The following is a 20,353-nucleotide window of genomic DNA, read 5'->3' on the forward strand; positions in this document are numbered from 1 at the left end:
AAGACGATGGCAACTGGCAAGGCGACCGCTCAGCGGTCTTTCATTACCACGCTCACCGGCGGCCCCGTCCCGGTGCCGGACACGTGGGCGAAGTTCTCCGGCGGCGACGTCGAAGCGGATTCGTCCGAGGTCTGGGAGGGTGGCGCGACCTACCCGGAACAGTTGGGCGGCCCGCCGAAGACGAACGATGTGGAGCTGGCGCGCCCGTACCGGGCGCAGCGCGATCAGCCGATCATCGACAAGCTGGTGAAGCTGGTCGGGTCGGCTACGTACACGATCAGCCGTCAGCCGACGGATGCGGACTTCGTGAAGGTTGGGAAGCCGACCACGTACCCGGATGCGCTGCTGAAGTCGATCAAGATTCCGGAGTCCGACGCCTCCAGTGGTGACGTCGCTGAGGTCACGTTTACGTTCGCAGTTCCGCGTTCGGCCTGACCCCTATAGACCGCCCGCCCGAGTCTCCCGGGCGGGCCTGTAGGGGGCCAATGGGCGTCTTGCCCACAACATCACAGCCTGTTGGTCCCCACCCCGTTACGGCCCCGCCGTGTGCGGGGGTGCGCTTTACTGCGTACCTCCCACCCGGCGGGGCCGTTCTGTCTGAACCTATCCGGTAGAGCCCCGACCGCATACGGGCGGGCGGGCACAACCCCAAGAGGAGACAGCTGTGGGGAACGACATGGAGAACATCACGTACGACGGTGACCAGCCGCAGGCGGAGACCGGTAGTGAGGTGCAGACGCTCGGCCTGGATTCGGCCCTGTCGCGGCTCAAGCGCGCGGTGGAGTCGAAGACGACGAACACGGTCACCTACGACGTGCCCGATGACGTGCTGGAGGGCGTGAACCTGGCACTGGAGTTCAACGCGAACATCAGCACGGCGGAGCTGGAGACGTGGCAGAAGCGGTCCCGGCGTAAGGGTTCGCGTCAGAAGGAAGACGTGGACTCGGGCAAGGTTGCCGCGCTGGCGCTGGTGGAGAAGTCCGTGGCCGTGTACATGGGCGGCAAGAAGCTGACCGACGGCGACGGGGACGCGGTGACTCTCCGCTCGGAGGAAATGATGTCGCTGACCGGGGTCACGAATGCTGCGGATGGTGTCCGCGCGCTGCTGGGTGACGGCCTGGCCACGTCGTTCTCCGATGCCCTGGTGCAGGCCGCAGGGTACGGCTCGGAGGTTATCGCGGGAAACCCTATGTCCAGCAACTGATCCCCCTCCTCCAGGCGGAGGACGAGCTGCAAGCGGCCGCGCTGGTGTGCGAAGTGTTCAAGCTCGATCCCGCGATGGTCCTGGAGGAACCGGATCAGTTCAAGGTGGCGGCCCGTCTCGCTGCGGCCCTGTACGTGCAGGAGGAGAAGAAGCGGGCGGCCGACGAAATCGGCAAGAAGAAATGAGGGGTGGCGGTGGCTGAAACAGTCCAGTTCACAATCGACCTGCGCGATCAGATGAGCGCGAAAATCCGTCAGGTTACGAGCGCACTGGATGGAGCCACCGCCGCCACGGAGGACGTTGCGAAGGCGTCCGACGAGAAGAATTTTGGGTATGAGGGCGCGGCCAAGAGCGCGGGCGCGTTCGAGAAGGCCCTGGACCGGGTGAACGGTTCCGGCCGGAAGGTTGGCAGCACCGGAGGCGCAATGGCTGACGCCATGAACCGGGCTGGGTCCGCGATGGACGGGTCCGCGAAGAAGACCGATGGAATGTCGGCCGCGATGGAGCGGATGGGCGGGTCCGCGCGCACTGGCGCGGACCGGGTGACGTCAGCGGTCAACGGTATCGCCACCCGGACCCGCTCCGCCGCCGACCGGGTTACGTCCCCGTTCAAGGCGCTTGGGTCGAAAATGGCTCCGCTGGGGCAGAAGGCCGCGGGCGCGTTCGAGTCCTCGTTCAAGAAGGGCATGGAAGGCGTCAAGAAGACGGCGGAGGTTACTGGCGGCGCTGTCGTCGGCGTGCTTGGAACCGCGCTGGGTAAGGGCTTCAACCGCCTGTCGAACATCGACGCCGCCCAAGCGAAGCTGAAGGGCCTTGGCAACGATGCGAAGTCCGTGGACACGATCATGGCCAACGCTAATGAGGCGGTCTCCGGTACGGCTTTCAGCCTGGACGCGGCTGCCACCACGGCCGCTGGTGCCGTCGCGGCTGGAATCAAGCCTGGTAAAGAACTGACCGGTGTTCTGAAGACCGTGGCAAACTCGGCTGCGGCCAGCGGGTCCGATATGGGCGAGATGGGCATCATCTTTAACAAGGTGGCCGCCAGCGGGAAGGCACAGACGGACAGCCTGAACATGCTGGCCGACCGCGGCCTGCCGATCTTCACCGCCCTGCAGCAGGTCACGGGGAAAACCGGCGACGAACTCAACAAGTTCGTGTCGGGCGGCAAGGTCGATTTTGCCATGTACGCGAAGGCCGCGAAGCTAGCCTCCGGCACGGTGGCGGACGAGATGGGTAACACCCTCACGGGCACGTTCCAGAACCTCAACGCGGCCCTGGGTCGCATGGGCGCGACCATGCTGGAAGGCATCTTCCCGACGGTTGCGGTGCTGGGCCAGGGCGCGCAGAAACTCATCTCCGCCCTGGCTAAGTCACTGGCCCCGGCGTCGGAGGCTATCGGCAAGGCGCTGCAGCCCGTTGCGGACAAGCTGGGCAAGATATTTGCGTCCCTCGCTGATGACGGTGTGATGGACGGCCTGGTGAAGACGATTCAGGACATGGCCCCGGTGTTGGCTCCGCTGCTCGGAGGTCTGGCTGCCATGTCGTCCGGCCTGTTGTCGAAGATTCCCCTGCTGGGTTCCCTGTTCCCGGCGATCAACCCGTTGGTGGGTGTGCTGGCCGGGCTGGTAGCTATCTCCCCGGAACTCCGGTCCGCGCTCATGGGCGTGGTGACCATGCTGGGAGATACCCTCCTCCCCCTGTTCAAGGACGCGGGCCCGGCGTTGGGCGGCGGACTGAAGGACATTCTGATGCAGGTGGCGGGGGTGCTGGCGCAGGTCGTGAAGATGGCTACCCCGCTGATCCAGTCGCTTCTGCAGACCATAGTTCCGCTGATCGGGACGGTTATTGGCGTGGTGATGACGCTGGTGAAGGCCCTCATGCCCGCCATATCCTCCGTCATCGGGGCTCTGTCGCCCGTGGTGCAGGCTATCGGCGCTGTCATCGGGGCCGTCATGCCGATTGTGTCTGTCCTGGTGAAGGTGCTGGCGGCGATCCTGATTCCCGTCGTGAAGGTGTTGGCCGCGGTGTTCTCCGCCGTGTTTGGGGTGGTTGCCCGTGTGGTGACGGTGGCGCTGAATATCGTGGCCGGGGTGTTGGGTGGCATTATCCCGTTCTTTACTCAGGTCATACCGGCCGCCGTTCGCTGGTTCGCTGGCGTGTTCTCTGGCGTTTGGGCGGGGATTATGACGGCCGTTCAGGCGGTCGTGGGATGGTTCCAGACTAGCGTGGTTCCGGTCTTCCAGGCAGTCTGGACCGGCATCGCCACAACCCTACAGTGGTTGTGGAATTTCGTGATCAAACCTATCTGGACCGTCATTCAGTTCGCGTTCCTCGCCCTGGCAACCGCAATCGGCCTGTACTGGAAGATCGTGCTGAAGCCCGTCTTCACGGCTATCTCCCTGGTGGCGCAATGGCTGTGGAACACCGTTCTGAAGCCCGTTTTCGGATGGATTCAGAACGGCTGGAACTTCCTCGTGAACGGCATCAAACTGCTATGGGAGTCCGTCCTCCGCCCGGCGTTCAGTGCTGTTGGCGCATTCGCTGGTTGGCTGTGGAACAGCGCGATCAAGCCCGCTTTAAATGGCATCAAGGCCGGGTGGACGTTGATGGTCAACGGCATCAAGGCGGCCTGGACCAATCTGCTGAAACCCGCCCTGTCAGCGGTCGGCACCGCCGTGAAGTTCCTGAAGGACAGCGTGTGGACGCCAACCGTCAACGGGATCAAGTCCGCCTGGAGCGTCATGGCGGGCGGAATCCGCAACGTCAAGACGTCCATCATTGATCCGGTCTTTGAAGGGATCAAGAAGGCCGTCCACGCGGTGAAGACCGCCTTCGAGAAGGCGAAAGACGGTATCGGGACGGCCTGGGGGAAGCTGAAGGAAATCACCCGGAAGCCCGTTGAGTTCATCGTCAACACGGTCTACACGAACGGTATCCAGAAGGTCTGGAACGGCATCGCCAACGCTGTCGGCATGAAGGACAAGACGCTGCCCGATGTGAAGTTCGCTGACGGCGGTGTCATGCCCGGGTACACGCCCGGCCGGGACGTGCATCACTTCTACTCCCCCACCGCGGGCGGCCTGCACCTGTCCGGCGGTGAGGCGATCATGCGGCCGGAGTTCACCCGCGCGGTCGGCGGGCCCGTCGGTATCGCGCAGATGAACACGGCGGCCAAGCAGGGCGGGAGCCGCGGCCTGGCGAACTATCTGAAGTTCGGCGGGGAGTCCTCCAGCGCGTTCGCGGATGGTGGCGTGTGGGCGGCGGCCGGGAAGAACGGCGGCGCTCTGCCGTCGGCGGTGTCCCGCGCGCAGGCGTGGGCGCGGTCCCAGGTCGGCAAGCCGTACATCTGGGGCGGTACGGGACCGGCCGGGTATGACTGCTCCGGGTTCATGTCCGCGATCACGAACGTGCTCACCGGCCGGTCTCCGTACAATCGTCTGTTCGCTACGGGGTCGTTCGGTCGCAATCGTGGCGTGGCGGGCTTCCAGCCGGGCTTGCAGGGGTCCGCGTTCTCCATTGGCGTGTCTCCCAACACGGGTTCCGGTATTGGTCACACGGCGGGCACGCTGGGCGGCATGAACGTGGAGAGCTATGGCCACCACGGCCCGGCAACCGGCGGCGGGGCGCGCGGTGCCGACGACAGCCTGTTCCCGTGGAAGTTCCACCTGCCAACCGTCGGCGGGCAGTTCGTGTCCGGCGGCGGTCGGACTGGAGGCGGCGGCGGGGGTTCGCTCATCAACCTGTCCCCGTTGACGAACCTGATCAAGAAGCTGGCGAAGATTCCGAAGGCGGGCGGCTGGTCGGACATGATCAGTGGCGCGGTGAAGGGCATGATCAACAAGCTGGTGTCCGTGGCCACGCCTTTCGGTGGCGGTGGTGCTATCGCGGAGACGGCTTCCAAGTGGGTGTCCGCGGGGAAGGCTATGGCCGTGCGCGCCAAGGGCATTGCGTGGGCGCTGCAGCAGGGTTGGGGCCCGGCTGAGGTCAAGGACATGGACTGGATCATCCAGCGGGAATCCGGGTGGAATAACAAGTCCACGGGCGGTACGTCGTCCGCAACGGGACTCCCCCAGTTCCTCACGATGCAGTGCGATGAGCAGGGGTTCGCGGCTCCGCTGTCGCAGTACAGCATGGAGTTCCAGCTCCAGGCTATGAAGCGGTATGTGGACGGCCGGTTCGGGAACTTCGCCAAGGCGAAGGCGTTTTGGCAGTCGCACCACTGGTATGACCAGGGCGGCGTGATTCCGACGAGCCTGGGCGTGTACGACAACGGCGGGTTCATGCCGCCGGGCGGGGCCGGGTTGAACCTGTCGTCGTCGTCGGAGTATGTGCTGACGGGCCCGCAGTCGGACCTCCTCACGGCTGGACTGCGGCAGATGCAGGCGGCCCCCGCCGGTGGTGGCGGCATGGTCACGGTGGAGGTCACTGTGACGGGTGACGTGTACGGCGTGGACGACCTGGAGGAGCGTCTGCAGGACGGCATTGAAGAAGGTATGGAACGCGTGCTGCGTGAGTGGGAGGAGCGCCGGTAATGGCGAAGAAGAAGGCGCTGCTGGGCCCGTCGTATGTGGCGGATAGCCGGTTCATTGGCGGGCGGCCGATCATCCGGGACAAGAACGGGTACACGTACGTGCTCGGGGACCGGAAGATGCGGCAGCCGCGGGAGATCAACGCGGGCGGCGGGTCCGAGTGGCAGGAGGTGAAGCGTTCCGGGCTGAAGCCGTTGATGCGGTACGGCAACCGGAAGCTGCGCACCCTGTCGTGGAAGGTGACCGTGGGCGCGGCCAACCTCCAGACGTCGTGTGAGACGCAAGCTAAGTGGTTCCGGACCCGCGCGGAGGCTGGCACGCAGATCAGGTTCTCCGGGTCGGGCAGTCCCGCGCTGGAGGAGGGCCTGTGGTGGATCATTTCGGAGTGGTCCATTGACGTGACCGCGCGGAACAAGAAGGGTGAGGTGTCCCGCGCGGATATTACCCTGACGTTGACGGAGGCGTCGGATATTCCGACGGTGAAGGCTAAGGCGAAGAAGAAAAAGAAGAAGGGCAAGAAAAAGAAGGCGAAGAAAAAGAAGAAGGGCAAGAAGAAGCGTTATCACAAGATTAAGAAGGGTGATACGCTTTGGGATTTGGCCCGCAAGTATTATAAAGACCCCTACAAATGGAAGCGCATTGCCTCGGCCAACCGCCCAATCAAGCCCAGGAGATTGCGCATTGGTCGTAAGATTGTCATCCCCTGATTGACAGCTGGAATTGATATAATAATGGCATGACGAAAGAAATTCGGGACAGCACAGAACGGCAAAAGATCAACGTCCGGAGGTATCTGTACAAGATCGAACAGAACCAATGGGAGTTCCTGGTGGAAAGCCAGGGCGGCATGTGCGCAATTTGCCGCGAGGCTCCCCCGGTTGCGGTGGATCACGATCACCAGACGGGCAAGATTCGCGGGGCGCTGTGCCGGAAGTGCAACACCGGTCTCGGAATGTTCGGGGACTCTGCAGAAGGTTGGGAACGGGTGTTCTCCTACCTCCGCGCTGAACCCGCTTCGCTCCCGGCTCCGGTTCGGGTAGAGCGGCCCCGCGCAAAGCGGCACGTCTGCGGCAAGGGAAACACCTGCCCCGGGGAGAAGGAACTGCGCCGCATGTACGTGGACGAACGTTGGATCATTCAGGACATGGCCGACCTGATGAACTGCAACACCGGCAGCGTTATGGGATATCTGGATCGTCACGAAATCCCCCGCCGGGGCCGCAGTATGTGCGGTACTAAGTCAAGGGTGCTGCACCATTGCGGGCAAGGTAACACGTGCCCTGGAGAGGGCGAACTGAGGAGAATGTATGAGGAACTGCGGATGCCAGTCAAGAGCATCGCTGAGGCGCTTGGGCTGCGGACGGCCGGGCAGTTGTATCACTTCCTCAACATGCACGGTATTGAACGCCGCACGGGCCGATAACAGCCGCCGGGTTGTGATCCCGTAATGGCGACCAAGTACAGGGCAGCCAACGGCAACAACCGGCTGGGCAAGGTTGTCTTCAAGTCCACGTCGCAGGGCTCCCGCACCCTCACCGGGTACGTCCGGGCGGGCGCGAACGTGTCCCTGGCGTATGACCAGGTGAACCAGATGAGTCTCACCCTGCAGGACGACACGAGCATGACCGTGTACCGGCGGGGTGGTATCCGCAAGGGCTCCACCGTCACGTTCAACAAGTGGTTGCGGTTTGAGGTGCGCGGCTACGATGCGAAGCCGGATGACGGGGAGGTTGGCGTCACCCTCAGGTCGAAGGGCACGGCGAAGCTGAAGGACCAGACGGGCGGGAAGTCCTGGGGTACGCAGGACGTGTCCAAGTGGATCAAAAAGCGGTTCAAGGAAGCCGGGCTGACTGCGGTGGTTCAGCCTGGTTTGGGGAAGAAGAAGATCGTTCGCACGAAGCCGTCCGGGGGTGAGAAGCAGTCCACGTGGGACGTGATGAACAACCTGAAGGACGAGCTGGGCTTGTGGCTGTTCGAGGCGGGAAAGTACGGATATTGCGGGCGGCCGACGTGGTTCAAGACTCTGCCGAAGGGCGTGAACCGGTGGAACCTGTGGTGGAAGTCCACGAAGTCGATGCACGCTGGCCTGGCGGGGTCTCCGGAGTATTCGTACACGGCTGATTCAACGCCGCATGAGCAGTGTTCGTTCAACCTGATTTCGGCGGATGCGGAGGAGATCAAGCCCGGGGACATTGTGAAGTTCACGGGCTATTTCTCCAAGCTGAACTCTGACGTGTGGATCGTGACGAATGTGACGATCCCGCTGGCGTCGATGGAGGCTGTTCAGGTGCAGTGCCAGCGGGTGATCAATCCGGAGAAGACGACGGACAGCCGGAAGAAGAAGAAAAAGAAGAAGAAGGCGAAGAAGAAGAAGCGGTCCACGAAGAAGAAGAAGTTGACTTCGCGGAAGAAGAAGGTGGCGGCGAAGAAAAAGAAGAAGGCCGCGACCAACAAGAAGAAGCCGGTGAAGCGGACTACCCGGCGGGTGAAGAAGAAGACGCCAGCGAAGAAGACGACGGGGAAGAAGTAGAGGGGAGGCCGCGGTGTCTGATGACCTGTATGGGTGGTGGATTGGCGCGAAGGTTGCAGCGCAGTGCGATGAGATTGATGGGTTGGTGGAGGACTTCCTGGACCTGTACGACTCCCCCGCGCAGTGGGCTATCTGCCTGGCCGATGTGCTGTCCGATCTGGGAGAACTGAACTCTGACGACTGGCCCGCGGAGGATGCGGAGCTGATTGCGTTCCTGGAGCGTGAGGGTTATGAGGCTGTGGTGGCGTACGACGTGACGGGGATCGTGTTGGTGCGGGCTGAGGATGATGCGGTGTGCCTGGTAGTGGGGCCGGATGCGGTGGCGGAGCCGTTCGGGGACGGGTTGACGATCAATCGGGCCCCGGAGGATGACCGGTATTCTGCGGCGTTTGAGTTGCCGAACGTCGCCTATCTTGGATTGGAGTAAGGGCTATGGCGAAGACGGGGTGGAGGCCCAGGCAGTTCACGGCCGGAGAATCTGGGCCGGTGGTGACGCGCGGGACGGTGAAGTCCGTGGCGGGTGACCGCGTGTGGCTGCTGGTGCCGCGGTGGTTCCAGGATGAGCCGGTGGGGCCGGTGCAGGCGGTGAAGGGCCCGGAGCCGTACGCAGAAGGGCAGCGTGTCCTGGTGGCTGCGGTGGATGGGTCGCGGGATGACCTGATCGTGTTGGGAGTCCTGGGAGCCTAACCTCCCCCACGCAGGCGGCTGGCGGCGGCACCATGCGGGTATGGCTATTACGAAGACTCCCCGCCTGCAGCTGGATCGTTGGTCGGACGGTTCCGACCCTCACCCGAACCGGGCTGAGTGGGATGCGCAGCAGGCCGTCCTGGACGCGAAGGTGGCCGTAGATCACGAGGTTGCCACCTACGCGGATCGGCCTGCCACGCCGGAGGCACGCGCCCTGATGTGGGTGAAGGGTGAGAAGACCCTGTACCGGTGGTCTGGGTCGGACTGGGAGAAGGTGCTGCGGGTCGGCGGGGTCACTCCGTCGTCCGTGCTGATTGGCGGCTCGAATGGGGAGGGGTCGTCTGCGGTGGCGGCCCGCGCGGATCACGTCCATGCGATCCCCCTGGCCACGACGACGGCACACGGTGCCATGCCCGCTGCCGACCGGGCCGCGTTGGCTGGGGCCACGGCTTCCCCTACGGGGTCGAAGCTGGTTCAGCGGGACGGCAACGGGCGGGCGCAGTTCGTTGACCCTGTTGGCCCGAACGATGCGGCCACGAAGACCTATGTGGATTCCGCGAAGTCGGCGGCCGAGTCGGCGGCGAAGAATGCGAGTTTCCCGCGGGGCACGGCTCCAGCGAACATCGACAATGCGAAGACGCCGGGCGTGTATCAGCCCGCAGCCGCGCCCACTCTGGCGAACGGATACCCGGTCACGAATTACGGCACCCTGTATGTGGCGGATGAGTACGGGGCCGGGAACTACACGCAGATGTACGTGACCGATGGTGGGACTGTGTGGGTTCGGGCGTTCGTGACGAATGCGTGGAAGGCGTGGACGCTGGTGGGCGGCCGGACGGCTACGGCTTCGACGGATGGGCTCATGTCGGCGGCGGATAAGAAGAAGCTCGACGGCGCTTCGGACCTAAGAAATCCTGGAGCGCTGGTGTTGCGGAAGGCGGACGCGTCTATCCCGGTTCCTGAAGTGCCTGTGAACACGTATGATGCGGCGTCGAAGGCGTACGTGGATGGGCGCGCGGCGACGGGGGCCCCGTCGAATATCGTGGCGGGCGGTTCCGCGAACGTTGGCAACTCCGCCCTGTACGCGCGGCAGAATCACGTGCATAACCTGCCCCTGGCCACCCCGACGGCGCATGGCGCGATGGACAAGGCGGACAAGGCGAAACTGAACACGGCCACCACGGCGGCCACTGGCAATGCGCTGGTGCAGCGGTTCGGGTCGGGGCAGATCGGGGTGCCTGCGGTGCCGGATTCCGCGAACGTTGCCGCATCGAAAGCCTACGTGGACTCCCAGACAGCCATTCTTGCAACACCGTCCACTAGTGGAGCCATGTCTGCGGCGGACAAGGCGAAGCTAGACGCTGCAAGCTCTGCGGTACCTTCTGGAATTGCTCCTATTGGAAATATCGTCATGCGAGATTCAAATAAAGAAATCCTTGTACGTAAGTACCCGATTTCTGGAGATGCGGCGATTTCAAAAGACTATTTTTCCGAAAAAATCTCTCCTATAGTTGCTCATATTATCATCAACTCAAGCGACATTAAAAATGGCTGGGCTGAACCAGAAGTATATGTTTGTTTTGCTGGTCATGTAGCCACATTAAGCATTAAGAATCTTAAGCGCGATTCCGGTGGTTCGTACAGTGCTTTTTACTTAAATGATTATAAACCGCGTGTTCAGGCCTGCGCGTTAACGAATACTGGGAAAATTGCCAGGATTGACTCAGGCGGTTGGTTGTACGTTGAGGGGCTTGGCACTAACGCCTTGCCCGTGTGCGAAGTGTCGTTCACGTACGTGTTCTGAGGTGGTGTTATGTCTCATCCGTTTTGGACTGCCCCCTACGCGTCCCGCCAGCCGCAATATTGGTTGTTCCCAGCGGCCGCGTTGGCTGCGGGCCTGTACTCCCTCATTGCCGGGGTTGACCTGGCAATCGACCAGACGACAGAGAACGAAGTGTTCGCGTTCGCCAACCTCGTCGGCACGCAAGCCTGGGGCATCATGCAGGCTATCGCCGGGGCCCTCGTCGTCGGCACGATCCTGTTCCGGTGGATAGCTGGGATCATTATCTCCACCGCGCTGGCCGGGACGGTGTGGCTCATGTGGGCGTGGGTGCTGCTCCAGGGCACTCTCCGGGTGTTCGCGGAGCAGGGCGGCTTGCGTATCGTGGCCGCTCCCGCGTTCGTGTGCGTCATGTTCTGGCTGCTGTTCGTGACTGCCGTGGTGGCTCACAAGGAGGAAGAAGCGGATGCCGAGTGACTTTGGCCTTTCGCACGCTGACCCGTTCCTGCTGGGTATAGCGGCCGTCGTGTTGGCGGTGGCGTTCGTGCTGTCGCAGCGGGGGAAGATCGACGCTGAGCGGCGGAAGAAGGCCGAGGCGGAGAACAAGGAGCTGAACGGCAAGCTGGAGTCGCTGCAGGATGAAATGGCGGAGATGCGGGAGCATTTCGACCAGCAGTTGGAGGACCTGCGTACGAAGTTCCTGAAGCAGTTGGATGAGGCGCGGGAGGAGAACCTGGCCCTGCGCGCGGAGAAGTACGACATTCTGCAGGTGCTTGCCGAGCATGGGATTGACTACCCGTAACCTCCCACCCGCCGCCACGGTTTCCGGTCACCCTATGGGGGTTAAGGGAAGCTCAGGCAGGGAGGCGGGATGGTCACACCGAATCAGGTGATCGCCAAGGCCCGGACGCAGATCGGCGTCCATGAGGTTGGCTACACGAACTCGGTGGAATACAACGACGAATACTACGGCGGGAAGTACCCGAAGGCCTACCAAAAATGGGCGGCGTGGTGCGTTGTTTTTGGCTGGTGGGTGTTCAAGCAATGCGGGCTGAAGCCGAACGTTGATTTCCCGCGGACCGCTGGCGTCCGGGATTTCTTCAACCGAGCTGACGACTACGGAATGAAGATCATTCCCAAGCATGATATTCAGCCGGGTGATGCTGTTGAGCACACGTATTCGCATTTCAGTATTGCCACGTCGAAGGTCGTTGGCAGCAAGGTTCGGGTTGTGGCTGGGAATACCACTCCCGGGTCGGGCGGTAATCAGCGTGACGGTGGCGGCGTCTACGAGAAGTGGGTGCCGCTGTCGAAGGTGAAGCGGGCCGCGCGGCCCAAATACACGAAAGCCGGAGGAGGGCTATTCAACATGAGTTCCGATCTGTACCTGCACAAGACGGGTAACCAGCACATCGGCAAGGGCAAGACGATCACGGCGAAGGTGAGCGACAAGGACAGTGCCCGCGCTTACCTGGCGAAGGGGAAGGGAACGCAGTTCGTGGTGACGGAGACCCTGCGCTTCCTGGATTTGAAGCCCGGAGCTACCGCGGTCGCGTCCCTGGTGATCATCCACACGAAGACCAAGAAGGTCTACCGGACCCTGGCGAAGAAGGAGATCAACGGCACCGCTGGGATGACCACGAAGCAGATCAGTGCGGCTGGGGAACTCACGGACGCCAACCACCGCCTGTACCTGCGGGTCACGTCGAATCAGGCGACGGACCTGGACGACCTGCGGACGGCGGGCCTCGTGGGAAAATAGTCGGCCCCAGCAATGGGGCCGCCCCCGTCCCGGCGCTGAAGGCTCAGTCGCACGGGATTGACATATCGCATTGGGAGTCCGGCCTGAACCTCGCCAAGAGCGGGCAGGCGTTCGTCATCGTGAAGTTGACGGAGGGGACAACGTATGTGGACCCGACGGCGGCCGGGTATATCGCGCAGGCACAGAAGGCTGGAATCCCGGTTGGGATCTACCATTTCGCCCGCGGGGGTTCCATCGCTGAGGCCAAGCATTTCCTGAAGCACGCGCGCCCGTACCTGGGCAAAGCGGTGCTGATCCTCGACTGGGAGGACAAGGCGACGGAGCATGACACGGCGGCGGCGAAACGCTGGCTGGACTATGTGAAGGCGCAGACGGGCGTGACGCCGTGGCTGTACACGTACCGGGCGGTGGAGTTGGCGCACGACTGGTCGAAGGTAGCGAAGCTGTATCCGCTGTGGGTGGCGCGCTACAACTCCGTCCTGGGCACTCTCAAGCATTGGGCGCGGCCGATCATGTGGCAGTACACGGAATCGTACCGGCTCCAGGGCCACACGGTGGACGCAAATCATTACTACGGCAGCCGGGCGGATTGGGCCTGGTATGCCGCGAAACACTAGGAGAACAGCATGAACACTCTCACTTTCACGTTCGACGCCTGGCAGCTGGTCCAGGTTGTCGTTGCCGTGATCCTGCCGATCATCGTCGGCCTGGTCACCAAGCTCAATGCCAACGCTGGGCTGAAGGCGTGCCTGCTGGCGGCCTTGTCGATTGCAACGTCCATCGGGACGGAAGCGCTGGCCGCGCACAATGCGGGCAAGACCTACGACATTGGCCAGGCGCTTGTGCTCGCGCTGGGCACGTTCGCTATCGCCGTGTCCACGCATTACGGCCTGTGGAAGCCGACCGGTGTTGCCCGGGCTGCGGGTGCAGTCCTGGGCGGGGGCGTGGTGGAGTCCACCGCGGTGCCCGTCGGGGATGAACCGGGGGACGTTGTTGACCTGGAAGACACCGACGATGACACTGACGGCGACGACGGTATGGAAGATGACGGTCTCCCGGTAGACGAGGACACGGACGAGTCCACCCCGTCGGTGCAGGCTCAGGCGGAGTTGGATGCGCAGATCGAAGCTGAGCGGGATGCGACGCCGGTGCCGGATGATTACGAGGCCCGGCATTGAGCGGCCCGGACTTCAGCAGCATGTCGGATGATGCGCTGTCGGACTGGATTGCGGAGGCGAACCGCCAACTACTGTTGCGGCAGGACACGGCCGTGTTCGTAGACCAGGTGGCGCAGGCGGTGGCCGCGGTGGTTGCGAACACGCCGGAGGCCGTTCTGCAACAGGATGTGGATCAGGATGGGGTGCAGGCGTGCCGCGCGTGCGTTCACGTGTCCCTGGGTGACTCGGAGTATGAGCCGCAAGTGTTCGTGGGGCATGGGCACCACAATCCCCCAGCGGACGACCCGGAGGGCGTTGTAGACGCGCCTGGCGGGGATTCCGACCCGGGCGGGGATACCCCTGAACCTCCAACCGAATAACCGTTCCGGCCCGCACGGCCCGGCTCCCACCCGGGGGCCGGGCCGCGCGGCATTCTAGGGGCATGAGTGGAGTGATTGCGTTCCCGTTCAGTATCGGCCCGCAGGGCAATGTTCGGACGGTTGACCAGGGCACGGAGGAGGAGGGCGCGCAGGTGCTCACCGTCATTGCGTCAACCCTGCTGGGTGAGCGGCCAATGGCGGAAGAGTTCGGTATCCCCGATCCGGTGTTCTTCGGGTTCACGCAGTCCGATGTGCAGGTGGTCCTGTCCACATTCGGGTTCGAGCAGATCGAACTGCAGGACGTGCGGACGGTGTTCCCGGAGGAGGGTGTGCAGCGGGCGGAGATGGATTGGCAGCTGAGCCTGGAGCCGACCGCGGAAGACCTGGAAGACGACGACGATGACGAAGACGAGGATGAGGGGGACGACGGTGGCTACTGACGAGGTGCCGGAATACGAAGACCTGGAGCTGTTCGACACCACGGCGGAGGATGAACTGCTGGATGCGGCGGTGGCGCGGATGCGCGTGTCCCTGCCGGAGTGGGCGCCGGACGAGTCGAACACTGAAATGGTGCTGCTGGAGGCCATGTGCGTGCTGGTGGGCATGGTCATGTTCGAGGTCAACGACGTGCCGCAGCAGGTCGTGGCGCAGCTGTTGGAGGTGTACGGCCTGGAGCGCGACCCGGGCGCGCAGGCGTCCGGGCTGGTGGAGTTCACATTCTCCGGTGCTGACCCGTCGCAGACCGTCCCGGCTGGCACCACGGTGCGGTGGACGGATGAGACGACGGGTGAGTCGTTCGACCTGGTGACGCAGGAGGGTGTGACGGTCTCCACGGTGGAGACGCTGAAGGGTACCGCGCGGGTGCTGGCGGAGGACGTCGGCGCTGAACTGAACGGCGTGGCGAATCAACCGGTGGACGTGCTGGAGTCGTTGCCGCAGGTGGAGGCCGCGCGGTTCCTGGGAGCGATTGCGGGCGGCATGGACCCGGAGGATGACGAATCGTACTTCGACCGGGGGGCCGCGATGTTTGCGCGGCAGACGTCCACCCTGGTGTTGCCGGACCAGTTCAGCCTGGCGGCGGCAACGTTCCCGTTCGTGGACCGGGCGAAGACGTACAGCCTATTGGACCCCGCCCACCCAGACGTGGAGACGCTGGGGCATGTCACCACGGTGCTGTCGTCCGGTGAGGCCGGGGCCGGGGTGTTGTCGCCGGAGCAGGTGGAGACGGTACGGAACGCGCTGACGGCTCAGGCTGTTGCCGGGCTGGTCGTCCATTGTGTGACGCCGGTAGTGACCGGGGTGACGGTCACGGTGGAGGTTGTGAAGGACTCCACCGCGGTGTCGGAGGACGTGGTGGCGGCCGTGGAGGAGGCTGTGGCCGGGTTCATGTCGGCGGGGTCATGGGATTGGCGGGCCCGCGTGTCGAAGAACGAAGTGCTGTCGGCGGCGGCGAAGGCTGAGGGCGTCGCCTACGTGCAGGCGGCGACGGTGGCGAAGACCGGTAGCGCGCCCGCGGACGTGGTGGAGCTGACGGATGCCGGGTATGGTGCTCTCCCCCACCTGGACAGTGTGACTGTGACCGTGGTTGGGGGTTGAACCTGATGGTGGACGATATGGGGCGGGAGCTGTACGACATGCTCCCCCAGCAGTACCGGACCCAGGATGCTCTGCAGGAGCCCGCTGAGCCGTTGCGGCGGTTCCTCGACGGGCCGGGAGGTCTCCTCACCGCGGTGGCGGGCGTGCTGGACGATGTGGACGCGGGCGTGTGGGTTGACCCGGGCCGCGCCAATGAGAAGGTGCTGCGGTGGTTGGCGCAGGTGTTGGGTTCCCGGGATCGGGGATTGAACGCGGCTGACCTGCGGAAGGCGTTGCAGGCCCGCCTGCAGGATGGAGCCCCGGCGGTGGGTACCCGGTCGCATATCGGGCAGGCCGCCGCCTATGTGCTGGGCGAGGACACGAAGCTGGCCGTGTTCCCTGACCCTGATATTCCGTTCACGATCTACGTCCTGACGGATGAGGCGCACCTGCTGGCGGCTGGTGGTGTCGATGCGGTACGGGAGAAGATCAGCGCGTATGGCGCGACCCCGGCGGGGTTCAAGCTGATGCCGGTGGCGGCTCATGCCACGTGGGATTCGTTCGATGGTGCGGTGGCGGATGCCGGTGGTAGCTGGGATGACTTCGCGCGGATGGTGCGGACGTGGGCGGATCACGATTCGCTGGGGGCTATCATCCAGGGTGATTGAGGTGGCGCAGGAATGGCGCGCGCCCGTGTACCCGTGTGGCGTTGGTGGCGGCTGTGGCGGGTTGGTTCGGCGTTTGGGTGGCGGCGGTGGCGGGCGTGTCGTCCGGCCGACGCCGGGGGCGGCGTTGGGCTGTTTCGTTTACACCGAGGGGGTCGGGGGTTCGAGTCCCTCTGGGCCCACCCACGTCCTGAGTCGCGAGATCGTTGACAGATGAGCCGCGACAGGGCTGACACGAAGGCCCCGGAGTTTTCCCTCCGGGGCCTTCGTGTTGTCCGGACTCGGATGGGGGTTCATCCGGTTTTGCGGATGGGTGACTGGTAGCTCTTGGCGGGGTCGGTCTAGTGTGCGGACCGAGTGCTGATCATGGCACCTCCTGAGACCAGAAGGAAGCCAACGCCGATGGCGGCGAAGGCGGCTCGGAACTCGCCTCCGACGACGTGTCCGATCCCGTCGGGCATCGCTCCTGCAACCTCGACGCCGGTACCGATCATCATGAGCCGCCTACTAAGAGTCGACCATGCGGACCGCCCGCGGAGCCAGCGCCCCGCCTGCCACGCCAGGCAGACGACGCCCACATTTGAAATGACGTGGTCCATGACAGAGGTGCCCGCCTCCGTCAACGATGGCAGGTTCCCATCGGACAGGTGGAAGGCGGCCTGCGCGGCTACTCCGACTATCTGGGCTCCCAGGCCGACGAGGATCAGGGGTGGAACCGGGCGGTCTCCGCGTGAGTCGTTGATTCGTGGTGTCATGTCAGTGTCCTTGATGGAGCGCGCGTTCGCGGCCGGCCCGAGGTAGAGGGCCGTGCAGGCAACCTCCCCGACCGTGGAGAGGAGCTCGCCGTCGTCTCGTTCGCAACCGTCGAGGAACTGTGTGCCTGGTTGGCGGCCCATCATGCCACGCACCCCGGCCCCGGTTCCCCGAGCTGCGTCATCGTGCCCACTACCGAGCTCATCGAGCATCTCGCTCACTCCTCACACCTAGGGCGCCGGCGGCCAGGGCGTGAATCGGAATGGCAGTTCTGTTCAATTAGTACGACGCCACCGCCATCGCGCACATCCGCTGTCACAATGGGCAGCATGATCGTTCACAGAGTAGTGCCGAACTTGACCGTCACGGACCTGTCCAAAGCAGTCGACGAACACCGGGCCGCTCTTGGGCTAGACGTGCTCATGGACCATGGCTGGATTGTCACGCTTGGCGACGATGAAGGACATCAGCTCAGTCTGATGACCGCCGACGCCTCCGCCCCGATGAACCCGGCGGTTTCGATCTTCGTAGACGACGTGGCCGAAGCGCTGAATCGAGTCCGCTCGGCCGGGCTGGAGATCGTGCATCCACTCACTGAAGAACCATGGGGAGTCACCCGGTTCTTCTACCGCGACAGCGGCGGAAAAGTCGTCAACGTCGGAATGCACAGTTCCTAGATCAGGTAACCGAAGACCAGGGTGACGACTGCACGGCCGAACATTCCCAGGCAGTTCAACCCAGCACGCGCGCCCCGGAAACCGCGCTCGCAGATGCGCTGCGATTGCACAGAGGAAGTACACGATGACCCCGGCATGCGCGGCCAGTCCGACGCCGGGCACCCACAGACCGGCGATCAAACCCACCACCGCACACGCCTTGACGACGACGAGCGCCCACCACCAATCACGCGGGAACCGCACACCTTCAAGGCAGTCGCTGATGAACCTCGGCGGCCGGAGCGAGACGATCACATCGAAGAGCAGCGCTGCGCCGAGGAGACAGGACAACCACCAGGGATCGGGGATCAGGCTCATTCCCCCTCCCCCGCGTGTTTGGTGAGTGCGGCGATCACGCTGCGCAGACTATCGCGCAGTGCGTGGACATCCGGGGCATCACCAGGCCAGGTGAAGAGCCGCCCGATGTATGCGAAGTAGATTCCCCCGGCGAGCGCAGCGGCCCGCTCGACGGGTACCCCTCCCTCGCGCAGGACCGCGGCTATTTCACCGGACAGCCGCGCGGCCAACTCCGTGAAGACCGACGACTCGTGTGCGCCCAGGACCAGGATGGAACCGTAGGTGCGCGCCAGAGCAAAGTCACTGGAGAACAGGAGGAGGAATGGCCCGAACAGTTCCATGATCTGCTCGGTGATGCCCGCCTGGACCCGACTATCGGCAGCACCGCCTCGTTGGACATGGACTTCGCGGATCCGCTGGTCGAAACACTCCAGGAGCAGCGCATTTTTATCACCGACGGACATGACCGTCCCGACACTCACCCCGCCGGCGGCTGCAATTTCTCGAATGGTCGTCTGGGCGAATCCTTGGGTGCGGAACAAGCGGTCCGCGCTTGCAAGCACTTTCGCGTTGGTCGCGCGGCGCTGAACGTCACGAGTCTTCATCGTCCCCACCCTTATGAACATGTTCACTGAACATGTTCATCCTATGCTATGACGAGCCCACCCGGCCAGGGTGAATCGAAACCGAACGTAACGAATCGCTTGACAGTAGGGGTCCAATGGGGATGATCGAACCATGGCCGCGTCGTACCCGGAACCCCTACCCTTCCCAGACATCCTGTCCCGCATCTGGGCGATCACCGGCACGTCCGACTCCACGGTGCCACAGGCCCTCGACGCGGTGACCTTCGCCGGCCCCCGGGAGGTGCTTCCCTCCGCCTTCGACGTGACGGGGCTGGCCACCGGGGCAATCGCGGCCACCACGCTGGCGCTGGCTCGGTTGCACGCCGCCCGATGGGCAAGGCCTGCCGCCCCTGTAACCGTCGACAGCGCCGAGGCCTGTGCCGCGTTCGCCGCCGAACGGCTGTTCACACCAGTCGGCTGGGAACTGCCCCGTTGTGGGATCCCCTGGCGGGCGACTATCGCACTGCGACCGACTGGATCCGGTTGCACACCAATTACAGTCACCACCGTGACGCAGTCGTCCATGTGCTGGGCGTTCACGACCGCGCCGGCGTGGAGGCAGCGGTGGCCACACTCCCGGCCGAGGAGATCGAGCGCGCCGTCGTCGCTGCGGGCGGCGCGGCAGCAACCCTGCACACCCGTGAGGCCTGGCTGGATTCCGCAGCGGGTCGCGCCGCCCGTGATGCTCCCCCGATCACAGTCCGGGAACACCCCGGCACCGCAAGGGTCGGCTGGGCGCAGACCACTGCGGATCTACCCCTGAGCGGAGTCCGCTTCCTCGACCTCACGCGCGTCATCGCAGGGCCGGTGTACACCAAGATCCTCGCCGGCTACGGTGCCGAAGTGCTGCGCATCGACCCGCCAGGTTTCACCGAGGTGGCCTCCCTGTTGTCTGAGACCACACTGGGCAAACGCGCGGCAGCGCTCGATCTGGCTAACCGTGCGGGGCGAAGCACGTTCGAGGAGCTGGTCAGAACGGCCGACGTCATTGTGATGGGCTACCGGGCCGATGCCCTGGAACGCATCGGCTATGACAGGGCCCGCTTGGCCGCCCTCAATCCGGGCCTCATCACCGCACAGCTCAACGCCTATGGATGGGCGGGGCCCTGGCGGAATCGGCGCGGGTTCGACAGCCTCGTGCAGTTCAGTTGTGGAATCGCCGCCACTGGAGCATCCGCCTACGCCCGTGAGGAGCCGGTCCCGCTGCCCGTCCAAGCCCTTGATCATGCGAGCGGGTGGCTCCTGGCCACGGCCATCACCCGAGCGCTGCACCGTCGGCTCTCATCGTCCACCGTCTCACACATCACCGGTTCGCTGATCGGCACGGCCAATCTGCCCTATGCCATGAGTCCACCGGATGGACCACCGGTGCCGGGGAATCAGGCCGAGCCCGGCTTGGAGGAGACCCAAACGGATTGGGGCCCCGCACTACGGGTGCCGTTGCCCGGCCATATAGCGGGTGTCCAGCCGGTTTGGGCATATCCTGCCGGACCACTGGCCCGGCACGGCGCACAGTGGACGGACCGGCCGTAGCACTGCCCGATGATGGGCGCTAGACTTGCGCCCATGCATTTGTATTTCCTGTGACGGCCGAGTAGGTCCACCGCACTCGTCGAAATTCCTCCGAGCCGCGGCGACCGCCTCTCCCGACCCCTGTGCGGGTCACCGTCATTTCGCGCACCCATTTTCCGG

General features: G+C 64.0%; 23 protein-coding genes and 1 pseudogene. 20 read left to right on the forward strand and 4 right to left on the reverse strand.

The window, feature by feature from the left end:
- The first annotated feature begins 6 nt into the window (after positions 1-6).
- From NQ034_RS02670 to NQ034_RS02740, 15 genes are all read left to right on the forward strand, one after another.
- Positions 7-435, forward strand: coding sequence for a hypothetical protein (locus NQ034_RS02670; protein WP_257046884.1), 429 nt, complete (start codon positions 7-9; stop codon positions 433-435).
- A gap of 229 nt (positions 436-664) precedes the next feature.
- A complete protein-coding gene (locus NQ034_RS02675; protein ID WP_257046885.1) occupies positions 665-1,204 on the forward strand; it encodes a hypothetical protein in 540 nt (179 codons plus the stop codon).
- A gap of 53 nt (positions 1,205-1,257) precedes the next feature.
- Positions 1,258-1,389 (forward strand): hypothetical protein, encoded by a 132-nt coding sequence (locus NQ034_RS02680; RefSeq protein WP_257046886.1) that lies wholly within the window; start codon positions 1,258-1,260, stop codon positions 1,387-1,389.
- Between the two features lie 9 nt (positions 1,390-1,398).
- Positions 1,399-5,736: an aggregation-promoting factor C-terminal-like domain-containing protein gene (locus NQ034_RS02685; protein ID WP_257046887.1), complete on the forward strand. Its 4,338-nt coding sequence runs from the start codon at positions 1,399-1,401 to the stop codon at positions 5,734-5,736.
- Positions 5,736-6,440: a LysM peptidoglycan-binding domain-containing protein gene (locus NQ034_RS02690; protein WP_257046888.1), complete on the forward strand. Its 705-nt coding sequence runs from the start codon at positions 5,736-5,738 to the stop codon at positions 6,438-6,440. Before NQ034_RS02685 ends, NQ034_RS02690 begins: the two co-directional genes overlap by 1 nt.
- A 29-nt stretch (positions 6,441-6,469) precedes the next feature.
- Positions 6,470-7,156 carry an endonuclease VII domain-containing protein gene (locus NQ034_RS02695; protein ID WP_257046889.1) on the forward strand — a complete coding sequence of 229 codons (687 nt, stop codon included), beginning with the start codon at positions 6,470-6,472 and terminating at the stop codon, positions 7,154-7,156.
- Positions 7,157-7,180: 24 nt separating this feature from the next.
- Positions 7,181-8,263 carry a hypothetical protein gene (locus NQ034_RS02700; protein WP_257046890.1) on the forward strand — a complete coding sequence of 361 codons (1,083 nt, stop codon included), beginning with the start codon at positions 7,181-7,183 and terminating at the stop codon, positions 8,261-8,263.
- A gap of 13 nt (positions 8,264-8,276) precedes the next feature.
- Complete coding sequence (locus NQ034_RS02705; protein WP_257046892.1) at positions 8,277-8,690, forward strand: hypothetical protein; 414 nt, start codon at positions 8,277-8,279, stop codon at positions 8,688-8,690.
- A gap of 62 nt (positions 8,691-8,752) precedes the next feature.
- Positions 8,753-8,950 (forward strand): hypothetical protein, encoded by a 198-nt coding sequence (locus NQ034_RS02710; RefSeq protein WP_257046893.1) that lies wholly within the window; start codon positions 8,753-8,755, stop codon positions 8,948-8,950.
- Positions 8,951-8,990: 40 nt separating this feature from the next.
- A complete protein-coding gene (locus tag NQ034_RS02715) occupies positions 8,991-10,754 on the forward strand; it encodes a pyocin knob domain-containing protein (RefSeq protein WP_257046895.1) in 1,764 nt (587 codons plus the stop codon).
- Positions 10,755-10,763: 9 nt separating this feature from the next.
- The gene (locus NQ034_RS02720) at positions 10,764-11,207 is read left to right on the forward strand and encodes a hypothetical protein (protein WP_257046896.1); all 444 of its coding nucleotides are present in this window, start codon (positions 10,764-10,766) and stop codon (positions 11,205-11,207) included.
- A complete protein-coding gene (locus NQ034_RS02725; RefSeq protein ID WP_257046897.1) occupies positions 11,197-11,532 on the forward strand; it encodes a hypothetical protein in 336 nt (111 codons plus the stop codon). The genes NQ034_RS02720 and NQ034_RS02725 overlap by 11 nt, the downstream gene beginning before the upstream one ends.
- 69 nt (positions 11,533-11,601) lie before the next feature.
- Positions 11,602-12,492 carry a hypothetical protein gene (locus tag NQ034_RS02730; RefSeq protein ID WP_257046898.1) on the forward strand — a complete coding sequence of 297 codons (891 nt, stop codon included), beginning with the start codon at positions 11,602-11,604 and terminating at the stop codon, positions 12,490-12,492.
- Positions 12,493-12,554: 62 nt separating this feature from the next.
- Positions 12,555-13,109: a glycoside hydrolase family 25 protein gene (locus NQ034_RS02735; RefSeq protein ID WP_257046925.1), complete on the forward strand. Its 555-nt coding sequence runs from the start codon at positions 12,555-12,557 to the stop codon at positions 13,107-13,109.
- Positions 13,110-13,118: 9 nt separating this feature from the next.
- Positions 13,119-13,670, forward strand: a complete 552-nt coding sequence (locus tag NQ034_RS02740; protein ID WP_257046899.1) for a hypothetical protein — start codon at positions 13,119-13,121, stop codon at positions 13,668-13,670.
- Between the two features lie 68 nt (positions 13,671-13,738).
- Here the strand turns inward: NQ034_RS02740 and NQ034_RS02745 are convergent, their stop codons facing one another.
- On the reverse strand, positions 13,739-13,879 hold the full coding sequence (locus NQ034_RS02745) for a hypothetical protein (protein WP_257046900.1): 141 nt from the start codon (positions 13,877-13,879) through the stop codon (positions 13,739-13,741).
- Positions 13,880-14,091: 212 nt separating this feature from the next.
- Here NQ034_RS02745 and NQ034_RS02750 point away from each other — a divergent pair, with 212 nt between their 5' ends.
- From NQ034_RS02750 to NQ034_RS02760, 3 genes are read left to right on the forward strand one after another with little or no spacing between them, the layout of a single operon-like run.
- Positions 14,092-14,469 carry a hypothetical protein gene (locus NQ034_RS02750; protein WP_257046901.1) on the forward strand — a complete coding sequence of 126 codons (378 nt, stop codon included), beginning with the start codon at positions 14,092-14,094 and terminating at the stop codon, positions 14,467-14,469.
- Entirely contained in the window at positions 14,459-15,625 is a 1,167-nt protein-coding gene (locus tag NQ034_RS02755) for a baseplate J/gp47 family protein (RefSeq protein WP_257046902.1), read from the forward strand. The genes NQ034_RS02750 and NQ034_RS02755 overlap by 11 nt, the downstream gene beginning before the upstream one ends.
- 17 nt (positions 15,626-15,642) lie before the next feature.
- Positions 15,643-16,272, forward strand: coding sequence for a hypothetical protein (locus tag NQ034_RS02760; RefSeq protein WP_257046903.1), 630 nt, complete (start codon positions 15,643-15,645; stop codon positions 16,270-16,272).
- A gap of 338 nt (positions 16,273-16,610) precedes the next feature.
- Here the strand turns inward: NQ034_RS02760 and NQ034_RS02765 are convergent, their stop codons facing one another.
- Complete coding sequence (locus tag NQ034_RS02765) at positions 16,611-17,234, reverse strand: hypothetical protein (protein WP_257046904.1); 624 nt, start codon at positions 17,232-17,234, stop codon at positions 16,611-16,613.
- Between the two features lie 108 nt (positions 17,235-17,342).
- Here NQ034_RS02765 and NQ034_RS02770 point away from each other — a divergent pair, with 108 nt between their 5' ends.
- A complete protein-coding gene (locus NQ034_RS02770) occupies positions 17,343-17,699 on the forward strand; it encodes a VOC family protein (protein WP_257046905.1) in 357 nt (118 codons plus the stop codon).
- A gap of 135 nt (positions 17,700-17,834) precedes the next feature.
- Here the strand turns inward: NQ034_RS02770 and NQ034_RS02775 are convergent.
- Positions 17,835-18,056, reverse strand: a pseudogene (locus tag NQ034_RS02775) (DoxX family protein); the annotation flags it as partial.
- Entirely contained in the window at positions 18,053-18,640 is a 588-nt protein-coding gene (locus NQ034_RS02780; RefSeq protein ID WP_257046906.1) for a TetR/AcrR family transcriptional regulator, read from the reverse strand. The gene NQ034_RS02780 and the pseudogene NQ034_RS02775, both read right to left, overlap by 4 nt.
- 453 nt (positions 18,641-19,093) lie before the next feature.
- Here NQ034_RS02780 and NQ034_RS02785 point away from each other — a divergent pair, with 453 nt between their 5' ends.
- Complete coding sequence (locus NQ034_RS02785) at positions 19,094-20,194, forward strand: CoA transferase (protein WP_257046907.1); 1,101 nt, start codon at positions 19,094-19,096, stop codon at positions 20,192-20,194.
- Positions 20,195-20,353 lie beyond the last annotated feature (159 nt).

This window comes from Brevibacterium moorei (assembly GCF_024580735.1).
Lineage (GTDB): Bacteria > Actinomycetota > Actinomycetes > Actinomycetales > Brevibacteriaceae > Brevibacterium > Brevibacterium moorei.